The organism is Pseudomonas qingdaonensis (assembly GCF_018398475.1).
Classification (GTDB): domain Bacteria; phylum Pseudomonadota; class Gammaproteobacteria; order Pseudomonadales; family Pseudomonadaceae; genus Aquipseudomonas; species Aquipseudomonas palmensis.
The window spans coordinates 2,104,234-2,117,514 of record NZ_CP074676.1; the positions used below are offsets into that span (position 1 = coordinate 2,104,234).

At 63.6% G+C, this 13,281-nt stretch carries 13 protein-coding genes; 7 read left to right on the top strand and 6 right to left on the bottom strand.

Translation table 11 applies throughout. The features are described 5' to 3' along the window. Positions 1-31: 31 nt before the first annotated feature. The gene (locus KH389_RS09600; RefSeq protein WP_043863086.1) at positions 32-1,108 is read right to left on the bottom strand and encodes a 3-deoxy-7-phosphoheptulonate synthase; all 1,077 of its coding nucleotides are present in this window, start codon (positions 1,106-1,108) and stop codon (positions 32-34) included. Between the two features lie 282 nt (positions 1,109-1,390). Here KH389_RS09600 and KH389_RS09605 point away from each other — a divergent pair, with 282 nt between their 5' ends. The 3 genes from KH389_RS09605 to cysB all read left to right on the top strand — a co-directional run bounded on the left by KH389_RS09605 (position 1,391) and on the right by cysB (position 3,987). Next, positions 1,391-2,299, top strand: a complete 909-nt coding sequence (locus tag KH389_RS09605; protein WP_043863085.1) for a 5'-nucleotidase — start codon at positions 1,391-1,393, stop codon at positions 2,297-2,299. A gap of 91 nt (positions 2,300-2,390) precedes the next feature. Beyond that, positions 2,391-2,888 carry a universal stress protein gene (locus KH389_RS09610; RefSeq protein ID WP_043863084.1) on the top strand — a complete coding sequence of 166 codons (498 nt, stop codon included), beginning with the start codon at positions 2,391-2,393 and terminating at the stop codon, positions 2,886-2,888. 124 nt (positions 2,889-3,012) lie between these two features. After that, positions 3,013-3,987 carry an HTH-type transcriptional regulator CysB gene (cysB, locus tag KH389_RS09615; RefSeq protein WP_043863083.1) on the top strand — a complete coding sequence of 325 codons (975 nt, stop codon included), beginning with the start codon at positions 3,013-3,015 and terminating at the stop codon, positions 3,985-3,987. A 156-nt stretch (positions 3,988-4,143) separates the two neighbouring features. Here the strand turns inward: cysB and KH389_RS09620 are convergent, their stop codons facing one another. Then, positions 4,144-4,878 carry a phosphoadenylyl-sulfate reductase gene (locus KH389_RS09620; RefSeq protein WP_116053384.1) on the bottom strand — a complete coding sequence of 245 codons (735 nt, stop codon included), beginning with the start codon at positions 4,876-4,878 and terminating at the stop codon, positions 4,144-4,146. Between the two features lie 128 nt (positions 4,879-5,006). Here KH389_RS09620 and thrH point away from each other — a divergent pair, with 128 nt between their 5' ends. After that, on the top strand, positions 5,007-5,624 hold the full coding sequence (gene thrH / locus KH389_RS09625) for a bifunctional phosphoserine phosphatase/homoserine phosphotransferase ThrH (RefSeq protein ID WP_043863081.1): 618 nt from the start codon (positions 5,007-5,009) through the stop codon (positions 5,622-5,624). 65 nt (positions 5,625-5,689) lie between these two features. Here the strand turns inward: thrH and pabB are convergent, their stop codons facing one another. From pabB to rloA, 4 genes are all read right to left on the bottom strand, one after another. Next, positions 5,690-7,033, bottom strand: a complete 1,344-nt coding sequence (pabB, locus tag KH389_RS09630; RefSeq protein WP_213607263.1) for an aminodeoxychorismate synthase component I — start codon at positions 7,031-7,033, stop codon at positions 5,690-5,692. A gap of 108 nt (positions 7,034-7,141) precedes the next feature. Continuing rightward, the gene (locus KH389_RS09635; RefSeq protein ID WP_043863079.1) at positions 7,142-8,122 is read right to left on the bottom strand and encodes an alpha-L-glutamate ligase-like protein; all 981 of its coding nucleotides are present in this window, start codon (positions 8,120-8,122) and stop codon (positions 7,142-7,144) included. Continuing rightward, positions 8,122-9,654 carry an osmotic stress tolerance membrane protein RloB gene (rloB, locus tag KH389_RS09640; RefSeq protein ID WP_043863078.1) on the bottom strand — a complete coding sequence of 511 codons (1,533 nt, stop codon included), beginning with the start codon at positions 9,652-9,654 and terminating at the stop codon, positions 8,122-8,124. The genes KH389_RS09635 and rloB overlap by 1 nt, the downstream gene beginning before the upstream one ends. 5 nt (positions 9,655-9,659) lie before the next feature. Beyond that, positions 9,660-10,196 carry a retropepsin-like aspartic peptidase RloA gene (gene rloA, locus KH389_RS09645; RefSeq protein ID WP_043863077.1) on the bottom strand — a complete coding sequence of 179 codons (537 nt, stop codon included), beginning with the start codon at positions 10,194-10,196 and terminating at the stop codon, positions 9,660-9,662. A gap of 210 nt (positions 10,197-10,406) precedes the next feature. On the opposite strand from rloA, the gene KH389_RS09650 reads away from it, so the two are divergent. Genes KH389_RS09650 through prpC form a run of 3 tightly spaced genes read left to right on the top strand, consistent with a single transcriptional unit; the run spans position 10,407 to position 13,196 of the window. Beyond that, positions 10,407-11,123 (top strand): GntR family transcriptional regulator, encoded by a 717-nt coding sequence (locus KH389_RS09650; RefSeq protein WP_213607264.1) that lies wholly within the window; start codon positions 10,407-10,409, stop codon positions 11,121-11,123. After that, complete coding sequence (gene prpB / locus KH389_RS09655) at positions 11,120-12,010, top strand: methylisocitrate lyase (protein WP_043863075.1); 891 nt, start codon at positions 11,120-11,122, stop codon at positions 12,008-12,010. The genes KH389_RS09650 and prpB overlap by 4 nt, the downstream gene beginning before the upstream one ends. A gap of 58 nt (positions 12,011-12,068) precedes the next feature. Continuing rightward, on the top strand, positions 12,069-13,196 hold the full coding sequence (prpC, locus tag KH389_RS09660) for a bifunctional 2-methylcitrate synthase/citrate synthase (protein WP_043863074.1): 1,128 nt from the start codon (positions 12,069-12,071) through the stop codon (positions 13,194-13,196). Positions 13,197-13,281: the final 85 nt, after the last annotated feature.

The window sequence follows — 13,281 nt, forward strand, 5'->3', positions numbered from 1 at the left end:
GGGCATTGCCCGGCGTTTTCGTTGATGGCTTTCAGCCGCGGTTGCGCTTGGGCAACACGTCCTTGAGCTTGGCGCGCATGCTGCGCACGGACTTCTCGGTGGCTTCCCAGTCGATGCAGGCATCGGTGATCGACACGCCGTACTGCAGTTCGGCAAGGTCCTTGGGGATGGCCTGGCAGCCCCAGTTGAGGTGGCTTTCGACCATCAGGCCGATGATCGACTCGTTGCCTTCGAGGATCTGGTTGGCCACGTTGTCCATCACCAGCGGTTGCAGGGCCGGGTCCTTGTTGGAATTGGCGTGGCTGCAGTCGACCATGATGTTCGGCTTGATCCTGGCCTTGGCCAGGGCCTGCTCGCACAGGGCGACGCTGACCGAATCATAGTTGGGCTTGCCGTTGCCGCCGCGCAGCACCACGTGACCGTAGGCGTTGCCCTTGGTGGTGACGATGGATACGCCACCTTCCTGGTTGATGCCCAGGAAACGGTGCGGGCTGGAAACCGATTGCAGTGCGTTGATCGCCACGGTCAGGCCGCCGTCCGTACCGTTCTTGAAGCCGACGGCCGAAGACAGGCCCGAGGCCATCTCGCGGTGGGTCTGGGATTCGGTGGTGCGCGCGCCGATCGCCGACCAGCTGATCAGGTCCTGCAGGTACTGCGGGGAGATCGGGTCGAGGGCTTCGGTGGCGGTGGGCAGGCCCATTTCCGCCAGATCCAGCAGCAGTTGGCGACCGATGTGCAGGCCGTCCTGGATCTTGAACGAGTCATCCAGGTACGGGTCGTTGATCAGGCCCTTCCAGCCCACCGTGGTGCGCGGCTTCTCGAAATACACGCGCATCACCAGGTACAGGGTGTCGGCGACTTCGGCCGCCAGCACCTTCAGGCGCTCGGCGTATTCGTGTGCGGCCTTGAGGTCATGGATCGAGCAGGGGCCGATCACCACGAACAGGCGGTGGTCCTTGCCGTCGAGGATATTGCGTACCACTTCGCGGCCCGCGGTCACGGTCTGCAGGGCGGTGGCGCTGAGTGGAATGTCCTTCTTGAGCTGATCGGGGGTGATCAAGGTCTCGTTGGAGGCAACGTTAAGGTCGTCGATCGGTAAATCAGCCATCGTGTTACTCGTCAGGTCACGGGTGCCGGCCGCCAGCTACCCGCGCGGCGGAGCAGCATGATTGAACGCGGCGGGGTGCCGAACCTTAGCGCGTTACACCGTGATTCGACAATGGGCAGGGCCCGCTTTCCTGCCGCTTTGGCCCATTGGTATGGGGTTTCTGATCAAAAGTGCCGTCACCCGACACGCTCGCAGGTTGCGGGCGGCAGCGCCCGGCCTGATAGTGTGTCGATTGTTTGACCTTATGGCGCCCGATGCAGGGCAGTGCGGAGCAGAGCGGCGATGAGCAAAGGCCTTGGCGACAAACTGGTGGTAGCCATTTCATCACGGGCACTGTTCGACCTCAGCGAGAGCCATCGGCTGTTCCTGGCCGAGGGTGTCGAAGCCTACCGCCAGTACCAGATCGAGCACGAAGACGAATACCTGCAACCGGGTGATGCGTTCCCGTTGGTGGAAAAGCTGCTGGGCCTCAACGCCAGCCTCGGCCAGGCCCGGGTCGAGGTGGTGCTGGTGTCACGCAACAGCGCCGACACCGGGCTGCGGGTGTTCAATTCCATCGAGCATTATGGTCTGGGTATCTCGCGGGCAGCCTTCGTTGGCGGGCGCAGTCCGTATCCGTACCTGGCCGCCTTTGGTTGCCACCTGTTTCTGTCCACCGATGCAGAAGATGTGCGCCGCGCACTGGACGCCGGCTTTGCCGCTGCCACCATCCTTTCCGGCGGGGCACGGCGTGCGGCCAGCGCGGAGCTGCGTATCGCCTTCGATGGCGATGCAGTGGTGTTTTCCGACGAGTCCGAGCGCGTCTATCAGCTCGGCGGCCTGGAGGCGTTCCAGGCCAGCGAGCGCGAGTCGGCCCGCGAGCCGCTGCGCGGCGGGCCGTTCAAGGCCTTCCTGGCGGCGCTCAACGTGCTGCAGAAAGAGTTCCCCAGTGGCGCCTGTCCGATTCGCACCGCACTGGTGACGGCGCGCTCGGCGCCGGCCCACGAGCGGGTCATCCGCACCTTGCGCGAATGGGACATTCGCCTGGACGAGTCGCTGTTTCTCGGCGGCCTGGACAAGTCGGCGTTTCTCGAGGCGTTCGCGGCCGATGTGTTCTTCGACGACCAGGCAGGGCACTGCGAACGCGCCAGTGCAGTGGTCGCCACCGGCCATGTGCCCCACGGCATCAGCAACGAACGTACCCCCGGCTAGGCCGCCTGGCAGGGCGCCGGACGGCTCTGCGCGTCGTTTTGGCGCTGCTAAGCTGAACCTTGCCCTGCCGTATCGGCAGCTAGGAGGTCAAATGATCCGTTCGATGCTGTGTGCCACCGACCTCGGTTGTTACTCCCCTTATGTCATGCAACACGCGCTGGCGCTGGCACGCAGCTTCAGCGCCGAACTGTACGTGGTCCATGCCGTGGAACCGATGGGCCAGTTCGCCGAATCGCTGCTGGAAAGCTACCTTGATGAACATACCCTGTCCCATATGCGCGGTCGGGCGCTCAATACCGTGATGGCGAACATCGAACAGCGGGTGCTGGAGAACTTTCAGGATGAACTGGGCGAGAAGGAAGACCTGGCGCTGATCCGCGCGGTGCGGGTACGCCAGGGCGACCCGGCCGACGTGATCCTGGAGCAGGCCCAGCGCCTGAGCGTCGACCTGCTGATCGTCGGCAGCCACAGCCAGGGCGCCGGTAGCGAGATCCCCTTGGGGCGCACGGCGGTACGCGTCCTTCAGCTGTCGCCGGTGCCTGTGTACATGGTGCCCCTGGCGCAGTACCTGGGGCGGCGCAAGTCATAGGGGAGGCGGTGTAGGACGTTGTAAGAAAGCTGAAGAAATAGTTCTAGATTTATTCTTCAAACCACTAATATAGTTATAACTCGTCGCTGCTGCCGGTGACGCCCAGTTGATTTGAGGGATACCTATGAAGCTTCAACAATTGCGCTACATCTGGGAAGTGGCGCACCACGACCTCAACGTCTCCGCGACAGCGCAGAGCCTGTATACCTCCCAGCCGGGGATCAGCAAGCAGATTCGCCTGTTGGAAGACGAGCTGGGTGTGGAAGTGTTCGCCCGCAGCGGCAAGCACCTGACCCGCGTGACCCCGGCAGGTGAGCGCATCATCACCACCGCCGGCGAGATTCTGCGCAAGGTCGAGAGCATCAAGCAGATCGCCCAGGAATTCTCCAACGAGAAAAAGGGCACCCTGTCGATCGCCACCACCCACACCCAGGCACGCTACGCCCTGCCGCCGGTGATCAGTTCGTTCATCAAGCAATACCCTGAAGTGGCGCTGCACATGCACCAGGGCTCGCCGATGCAGATCGCCGAGATGGCGGCTGACGGTACCGTCGACTTCGCCATCGCCACCGAGGCCCTGGAGCTGTTCGGTGATCTGGTGATGATGCCGTGCTACCGCTGGAATCGTTGCGTGGTGGTGCCGCAGGGTCACCCCCTGACCAAGCTGCCCAAGCTCACCCTGGAGGCGTTGGCCGAATACCCGATCGTGACCTATGTGTTCGGCTTCACTGGCCGCTCCAAGCTCGACGAAGCCTTCAGCCATCGCGGCCTGACCCCCAAGGTGGTGTTCACCGCGGCCGATGCCGACGTGATCAAGACTTACGTGCGCCTGGGCCTGGGCGTGGGCATCGTGGCCAAGATGGCGGTGGACACCAAGCTCGACAACGACCTGGTGGTGCTCGATGCCAGTGAGCTGTTCGAGTCCAGCATCACCAAGATCGGTTTCCGTCGTGGCACCTTCCTGCGTGGTTTCATGTGCGACTTCATCGAGAAGTTCGCGCCCCACCTGACCCGTGAAGTGATGGCCAAGGCCATCCAGTGCCACAACAAGCAGGAACTCGAAGAGCTGTTCGCTGGCGTCGAACTGCCAGTGCACTAAGCCCTAGCAGTGCCTTCAGGCCGCCAGCACGGTGGCCTGAAGGCGCTCCTGCAGATAGCCCCGCGAGCAGGTAGCCCAGCCACTGGCCGCGATGCCCTTACTGCTGACGCAATGTCTGGCAGGTGGGGCCAGGTGCTGCGCTCAGGGTGTGCATGTTCAGCCCTTGGTAATCAGGTTGCCGGCGTGCAGCCCGCATTCCTTCTGAGTCGACTCCTCCCACCACCAGCGGCCTTCGCGCTCGTGCTGGTTGGGCAGTACCGGGCGCGTGCAGGGTTCGCAGCCGATGCTGATGAAGCCGCGTTCATGCAGGCTGTTGTAGGGCAGTTCGAGCATGCGGATATAGCCCCACACCTCTTCGCTGCTCATCTGCGCCAACGGGTTGAACTTGTACAGGGTGCGCTCGGGGGTGGAGAAGGCGCTGTCGATTTCCAGCGCGGCCACCTGGCTGCGGGTGCCCGGGCTCTGGTCGCGGCGCTGGCCGGTGGCCCAGGCGCTGACGGTGCTCAGCTTGCGGCGCAGCGGCTCGATCTTGCGGATGCCGCAGCATTCGCCGTGGCCGTCCTTGTAGAAGCTGAACAGGCCCTTTTCCTTCACGAAGGGGTCGAGTGCACTGCGATCGGGGGAAAGGATCTCGATCGGCAGCTTGTACTGCTCGCGCACCTGGTCGATGAACCGGTAGGTTTCCGGATGCAGGCGGCCGGTGTCGAGGCTGAACACCTTGAGGTTCTTGTTCAGCTTCCAGGCCATGTCCACCAGCACCACGTCTTCGGCGCCACTGAAGGAGATCCACAGGTCGTCGCCGAAGTGTTCGAAGGCGAGCTTGAGGATGTCCTGCGGGGACTTGTTGGCATAGGTCGCGGCGAGGGCGGCGACGTCGAAGGGTTGGCTCATCAGGCGGCTTCCGGTTATTGAATGGCGCTTGGCGCTCGTAATGGGCGAATGTTAACAAAAATTGCCGGGTTAGACGGCGCGCCTGTAGAGTGCGCCTTCCATTTTTAGCGTTGTTCGAGGAGTGAGCTGTGGAAATTGCCTGTCTCGACCTGGAAGGTGTACTGGTCCCGGAGATCTGGATCGCCTTTGCGGAAAAAACCGGAATCGAATCGTTGCGGGCCACCACCCGCGACATTCCCGATTACGACGTGCTGATGAAGCAGCGCCTGCGCATCCTGGATGAGCATGGCCTGAAGCTTTCCGACATCCAGGCAGTGATTGCCACGCTCAAGCCGCTGGACGGCGCCATCGAGTTTGTCGACTGGCTGCGCGAGCGTTTCCAGGTGGTGATCCTGTCCGACACCTTCTACGAATTCTCGCAGCCGCTGATGCGCCAGCTGGGTTTCCCGACCTTGCTGTGCCACCGCCTGATCACTGACCAGAGCGATCGTGTGACCGGCTACCAACTGCGCCAGAAAGACCCCAAGCGCCAGTCGGTGCTGGCATTCAAGAGCCTGTACTACCGGGTGATCGCTGCGGGTGACTCGTACAACGACACCACCATGCTGGGCGAGGCGGATGCAGGCATTCTGTTCCATGCGCCGGAAAACGTGATTCGCGAGTTCCCGCAGTTCCCGGCGGTGCATGATTTCGAGGCGCTGAAGAAAGAGTTCATCAAGGCCTCGAACAGGTCGTTGAGCTTGTAATACCGCCTTCGCCGGCAAGGCCGGCTCCTGCACGCTGTAGGAGCCGGCCTTGCCGGCGAAGCGTTCTAGAGGCCCTGCAGGGTCTGGAGCAACACCCTGACCTTGGTGATCGACTCCTCGTACTCCGCCTCCCACTGCGAGTCCGCCACCACCGCACCACCCCCCCAGCAGCACACCTGGCCGTCCTTCACCAGCAGGCTGCGGATGGCGATCGAGCTGTCCATCTCCCCGCGCACGTCCACATACAGCAGCGAGCCGCAATACAGCGCGCGCCGGCTCGGCTCCAGTTCGTCGATGATCTGCATCGCCCGAATCTTCGGCGCCCCGGTGATCGAGCCGCCGGGGAAGCTGCCGGCTATCAGGTCCAGCGCATCCTTGCCCGGTGCCAGGCGTCCGGTCACGCTGCTGACCATGTGGTGCACGTTGGGGTAGCTCTCCAGGCTGAACAGCTCCGGCACCTGCACCGAGCCGGTAGCGCAGCTGCGCCCCAGGTCGTTGCGCAGCAGGTCCACGATCATCAGGTTCTCGGCGCGGTCCTTGGTGCTGGCCAGCAGCTCGGCAGCATTGGCGGCATCCTGCACGGGGTCGCTGCTGCGCGCACGGGTGCCCTTGATCGGGCGGGTTTCGACCTCGCCCTGGCTGACCCTGATGAAGCGCTCGGGCGAGAAGCTCAGCAGCGCGCTGCCATCGGCCAGTACCTGATAGCCGGAGAAGGGCGTAGGGCAGGCAGCCCGCAGCGCCTGGTAGGCCGTCCACGGGTCGCCCTGGCAGGGTGCGCGAAAGCGTTGGGTAAGGTTGATCTGGTAGCAGTCGCCGGCATGGATGTACTGCTGCACCCGCTCGAACGCCTGACGGTAATCCTCGGCTGCGAGGTCGCCGCGCATTGGCGCCGCAAGCCTGAATGCGCCGGCTACCGTCGGGGCGTCGTGCTCGAACAGTGCCACCAGGCGCTCGCGTTCGGTGGCGGGCAGCGCCGGATGAAACACCAGCTGGCTGCGCTGCAACTGATGGTCGCTGATCAGTGCCCAGGCATACAGCCCCAGGCTTGCGTCACCCAGCCCCAGGTCGTCGCAGGCAATGGCGGGCAGGCGCTCCAGGCGCCGGCCGAAGTCGTAGCTCAGGTAGCCGATCAGGCCGCCGACGAACGGCAGCTCGACACCTGCCGGCAAGTGCGCGCGCCCAAGCCCGCCCAGTTGCTCGCGCAGGCGCTGCAGGTAGTGCTGGCCGTCTTCTTCGGCGTCCGGGGTCAGCGTGCACAGTGGCCAGGCGCTGAGCAGGTCGAAGCGCCCACGCACGGCGCCAGGCCGCGCGCTGTCGAGCAGCACGGCGCCAGGTGCCCGGCGGATACGGGCAAAGTAGGCGGCCGGGTCGGCCTGGTAGGGCAGGGGGTGAAGTGTGCAGGTCGGCATTCGGGTGAACAGCTGTCGAGGCGGGGCGAGCATTGTAGCCCTGTGCAGGCGATGCTCCTAGCGGATCGGCGACCGCCCTGTGCGCTGCTGCGCCAGGGCGGTGGCAGATTACTGCGCCGGGATGTGGCCGAACAGTTCCTGGGCGAAGCGCACGCGCTCTTCGACGCTTTCCTTGATGCCATTGCTGGCCAGTTCCTCAAGGTGCGCCTCGACGGCGTGGGTGCGCAGGGTCAGGCCGCAATCGTTGGCGATCTGGATGTTCAGGCCGGGGCGGGCGTTGAGTTCCAGGATCAGCGGGCCCTTGTCCTGGTCCAGCACCATGTCCACGCCGATGTAGCCCAGGCCGCACAGTTCATAGCAGCCGGCGGCCAGCTTCATGAAGCCGTCCCAGTTGGGCAGTTGCACGCCGTCCACCGCATTGGTGGTGTCGGGGTGCTTGCTGATGATGTTGTTCAGCCAGGTACCGCGCAGGGTCAGGCCGGTCGCCAGGTCCACACCCACGCCGATGGCGCCCTGGTGCAGGTTGGCCTTGCCGCCGGACTGGCGCGTGGGCAGGCGCAGCATGGCCATGACCGGGTAGCCCATGAGCACGATGATGCGGATGTCCGGTACGCCTTCGTAGCTGATGCTCTTGAAGATCTGGTCCGGGGTTACCCGGTACTCGATCAGCGCGCGGTCGCGATGGCCACCCAGCGAATACAGCCCGGTGAGGATGCTCGACACCTGGTGCTCGATTTCCTCGTGGGTGATGATCTTGCCGGACACCGTGCGGTAGCGGTTCTCGAAGCGGTCGGCGATCACCAGGATGCCGTCACCACCGGCGCCCTGCGCCGGCTTGATGACGAAGTCGCTGCGCCCGCCGATGATCTCGTCGAGCTTGTCGATGTCCTTTTCGGTGGAGATCACCCCGTACATTTCCGGCACGTGGATGCCGGCCTTGATCGCCCGCTCCTTGGTGATGATCTTGTCGTCGACGATCGGGTACAGGTTGCGCTTGTTGTACTTGAGCACGTAGTCCGCGTTGCGCCGGTTGATACCCATGATGCCCCTGGCTTCCAGGGCCTTCCAGGTTTTCCATAGGCCGAACATCAGGCGTCAGCCTTCACGAAGGCCTTGAAGCGCACCAGCTCCGTCAGGCGGTAGCCGCGGTAGCGACCCATCGCCAGCATGAAGCCCACCAGAATCAGCAGCACCGCCGGGAAGGTGAACACGAAGTACACCAGTTCGGGCACGCTCATCAGCAGGTGCGCGACCGAGGCGGCGAACAGGGTGCCGATGGCGACTTTCATGGCGTGGCCGCCGCCGCGTTCCTCCCAGGTGATCGACAGGCGTTCGATGGTCATGGTCAGAATCACCATCGGGAACAGTGCCACCGACAGCCCGCGCTCCAGGCCCAGCTTGTGGCTGAACAGGCTGATGGCCGCGATCAGCACCACCACGAAGGTCAGTACCACCGACAGGCGCGGCAGCATCTGCAGCTTCAGGTGTTCGAGGTAGGAACGCAGGGTCAGGCCCAGCGCGGTGATCACCGTGAACAGGGCGATACCGAAGCCCAGCTGGGTCTCACGGAAGGCCAGGGCGATCAGCACCGGGGTGAAGGTACCCAGGGTCTGCAGGCCGATCAGGTTGCGCAGCACCAGGATCACCAGCACGCCGATCGGGATCATCACCATGATCATGAAGGTCTGCTGGGTCTGCAGCGGCAGGCCGTACAGCGAGTATTCGAGGAAGTCGGCGTCGGTGTTCTCGTCGGTCAGCTTGGCCAGGCGGATGGCGTTCATCTCGCTGTTGTTCAGGCTGAAGCTGACGTTGACCTTCTTGCCGCCATCGACGGTGATCAGCGGATCATCGCCGGTCCACCACAGCAGGCGGTCGGCCGGCAGGCCCTGCTCGCCGGTGTCCGGGTTGAAGTACAGCCAGTCGTTGCCGTTGAAGCTGCGCAGCCACAGTTCCGGGCTCTGCGGCTGGTCGGCCAGCAGGCGGATGGTGTGCACCTTCTCCACCGGTACGTGGGCGATCGACAGCAGCAGGTCGATGACCTTGGCCTTGTTCAGCGAAGAGGCATCGCCGGCCAGCAGCAGCTTGACGTTGTCGTCGTTGGGGTTGTTGACCCGCTTGATGGTCTCGCTGACGAAGGTCTCGACGTCGGCCGAGTGCTGGCGGATAGGTGCCATCAACGCTTCGGCGGCGATCTTCTCCGGCCCTTCGACCGGCTGGCTGTCACGGAAGGTCGGGCCCTTGATCTTGACCTTTTCGCTGCTGTAGCGCTTGGTCAGTACCAGGCGGTAGTAGAGGGTCTGGTTGCCCTTGGCGCGCCGCGCCGACCAGGTCACCTTGCGGTTGCCATCGACACGGTTGACGCTCACGCCGTAGTTGTTGGAGATGAAGCTCTCATTGAGGCTGACGTAGTCGTTGCTCAATGGCGGCACGAACATCTGGATCTTGATCGGGTCCTTGGGGCTGGCGACGAACTCGACCTTGGCATCGATGTTCCACAGGTCGTCGGTTTCGTCTTCGGTCACCGGGATGCCGAGCATGAAGATCTGGTACGCCGTGATCGACACACCCAGCAACACCAGGAGGGTGATCAGGACTTTCAGATGAAGGGTAAGAGAGCGCATCGAAATTACTCTGCGGTATGAGCGTCAGTGGCGCAGGCAGGTTTGCCGGCAGCGTATTTAAGGCTTGGGTCGACCAGCGCGTCGAAGTGCTTGAGCGCCTCGGAGCCGATCAGTAGCGGGTACTGGAAGGCACTGCGGTCGGTCAGGTTCACTTCGATGCTGCGCAGGGCCGTACCCATGCAGATATTCAGCGCGATCACCGGGCGGGAGGTATAGGCCTTGCCTTCGTCCGGGTTGTAGTCACCGGCGCGTCGCTTGATCTTGCTGACACGAGCCAGTGGTCGTTCTATCGGATGCGAATGGGCTGCGTCAATTGCCAGATAGAAGCGCACCCACGATTCGCCGTTGCGCTTGAAGCGCTTGATATCGCGCGCGCTCAGCGAGGCGGTCTTGGCCCCGGTGTCGAGCTTGGCCGCAACCTCGAGGTCGATATCGACAAGGCGGGCATATTCATTGAGGCCATAGACAGTCTTGTCTGCCGCCTGGCTCAGGGCAGGCAGCCCACAGAGGCTGAGTAACAGTAGAAAGGGTGTGAGTCTCATAAATCCTGACGCGATGCTGTGGGGGTTTGCCCCCTCAGAGGCGGCGGCATTCTACCACGCTGGTGTGTCGATGCCAGCGGCTGGAGTCAGACAACACCGACAGACACGAAGTTCGTTCTTAGACGATTGTCGACAATATTGAATTTGTCTTTGACTGGGGTGGCTTAATTAGCTAGTTTTGGCCCTACAGATTTTCAAGGTGTCGACAATATGCTGGATGCAGCCCAAGCCTCCGCCCCCCTTCAGGAAGATTCGGAGACGCTTTCCGAAAACGTCTTCCGGCGCATCCAGGCCGCGATCGTCAAGGGCGAGATCGCCCCCGGCAGCAAGATCTCCGAGCCGGAGCTGGCGCGTACCTACGGCATCAGCCGCGGCCCGCTGCGCGAGGCCATCCACCGCCTGGAAGGCCAGCGCCTGCTGGTGCGGGTGCCGCACGTAGGGGCGCGGGTGGTGTCGCTGAGCCATGCCGAGCTGATCGAGCTGTACGAGATTCGCGAGTCCCTCGAGGGCATGGCCTGCCGCCTGGCTGCCCAACGCATGAGCGTAGCCGAGATCGACGAGTTGCGCCGGGTGCTCGACACCCATGAGCGTGATGCCGCGTTCCAGGCCGGGGTGGGCTACTACCAGCAGGAGGGCGACTTCGACTTCCACTACCGCATCATCCAGGGCAGCGGCAACCGCACCCTGGTGCAGATGCTGTGCGGCGAGCTGTACCAGCTGGTGCGCATGTACCGCATCCAGTTCTCCGCCATGCCCAACCGCCCGCACCAGGCGTTCGCCGAACACCACCGGATTCTCGATGCCATCGCCGACCGTGACGGCGAGCTGGCCGAATTACTGATGCGCCGCCACATCGGCGCATCCAAGCGCAATATCGAGCGTCATTACAAAGACGCCACCGCCCCTAGCCCACGAGGTGAGTCATGAGTCAGAAAAGCAGTCCCGGCCAGCGTTTTCGCGATGCAGTCGCCGCCGAGCACCCGCTGCAGGTCGTCGGCGCCATCAATGCCAACCATGCGCTGTTGGCCAAGCGCGCCGGGTTCAAGGCCATCTACCTCTCCGGTGGCGGCGTGGCGGCAGGCTCGCTGGGCCTGCCCGACCTGGGCATCACCGGCCTGGATGACGTGCTGACCGACGTGCGCCGCATCACCGACGTGTGCGACCTGCCGCTGCTGGTGGACGTGGACACCGGGTTCGGTTCGTCGGCGTTCAACGTGGCGCGCACGGTCCGCTCGATGATCAAGTTCGGCGCCGCCGCCATTCATATCGAGGACCAGGTGGGCGCCAAGCGCTGCGGCCATCGTCCGAACAAGGAAATCGTCTCGCAACAGGAGATGGTCGACCGCATCAAGGCGGCCGTGGACGCGCGTACCGACGACAGCTTCGTGATCATGGCGCGTACCGACGCCCTGGCGGTAGAAGGCCTGGAGGCCGCGCTGGATCGCGCTGCGGCGTGCATCGAGGCCGGTGCCGACATGATCTTCCCCGAGGCCATCACCGAGCTGTCGATGTACAAGACCTTCGCCAACCGCGTGAAGGCGCCGATCCTGGCCAACATCACCGAATTCGGCGCCACGCCGCTGTACACCACCGAAGAGCTGGCCTCGGCCGACGTGTCGCTGGCGCTGTATCCGCTGTCGGCGTTCCGCGCCATGAACAAGGCGGCCGAGAACGTCTACACCGCGCTGCGCCGCGACGGCACGCAGAAAAACGTCATCGACACCATGCAGACTCGCATGGAGCTTTACGATGCCATCGACTACCACGTGTTCGAGCAGAAGCTCGACGCACTGTTCGCTCAGAAGAAGAGCTGAACCGCAGCACACCGCAATTAGCCGATTCCCATAACAAATTCAAAAGTGGAGAAAACCAATGGCCGAAGCAAAAGTACTCAGTGGTGCCGGCCTGCGTGGTCAGGTGGCCGGGCAAACCGCACTGTCGACCGTGGGCCAGGCCGGCGCCGGCCTGACCTACCGTGGCTATGACGTTCGCGACCTGGCCGAGCACGCGCTGTTCGAAGAGGTCGCCTACCTGCTGCTGTACGGCGAGCTGCCGACCCAGGCCGAGCTGAGCGAGTACCAGCACCAGCTCAAGGCGCTGCGCGACCTGCCCCAGGCGCTCAAGGAAGTGCTCGAGCGCATTCCGGTCACCGCCCACCCGATGGATGTGATGCGTACCGCCTCCTCGGTGCTCGGCACCCTGGAGCCGGAGCTCAACTTCGGCCTGCAGCACGAGAAGACCGACCGCCTGCTGGCGCTGTTCCCGGCGGCCATGTGCTACTGGTACCGCTTCAGCCACCATGGCGTGCGCATCGACTGCACCAGCGACGAAGATACCCTGGGCGGGCACTTCCTGCACCTGCTGCACGGCAAGAAGCCGAGCGAGCTGCACGTCAAGGTGATGAACGTTTCGCTGATCCTGTACGCCGAGCACGAATTCAACGCCTCGACCTTCACTGCCCGGGTGTGTGCCTCGACCCTGTCGGACCTGTACTCGTGCGTGACGGCGGCCATCGGCTCGCTGCGCGGGCCGCTGCACGGTGGTGCCAACGAGGCCGCGATGGAAATGATCGAGCGCTTCAAGACCCCGCAGGAAGCCGTTGCCGGCACCCTCGGCATGCTCGAGCGCAAGGACAAGATCATGGGCTTCGGGCATGCCATCTACAAGGAGTCCGACCCGCGCAACGAAGTGATCAAGGGCTGGGCGAAGAAGCTCGCCGACGAGGTGGGCGACACCGTGCTGTACCCGGTGTCCGAAGCCATCGACAAGACCATGTGGGAGCAGAAGAAACTGTTCCCCAATGCCGACTTCTACCATGCCTCGGCCTACCACTTCATGGGTATCCCGACCAAGCTGTTCACCCCGATCTTCGTCTGCTCGCGCCTGACCGGCTGGGCGGCGCATGTGTTCGAGCAGCGTGCCAACAACCGCATCATCCGCCCGAGCGCCGAATACACCGGCGTCGAACAGCGCAAGTTCGTGCCAATCGAACAACGCTGAGACTGGCGTGCAGTACCTTTGATATGGCCCTGCCGAACCTGGTGGGAGCGGGCTTGCCCCGCGATAGCCGCTGCGCGCAGTAGCT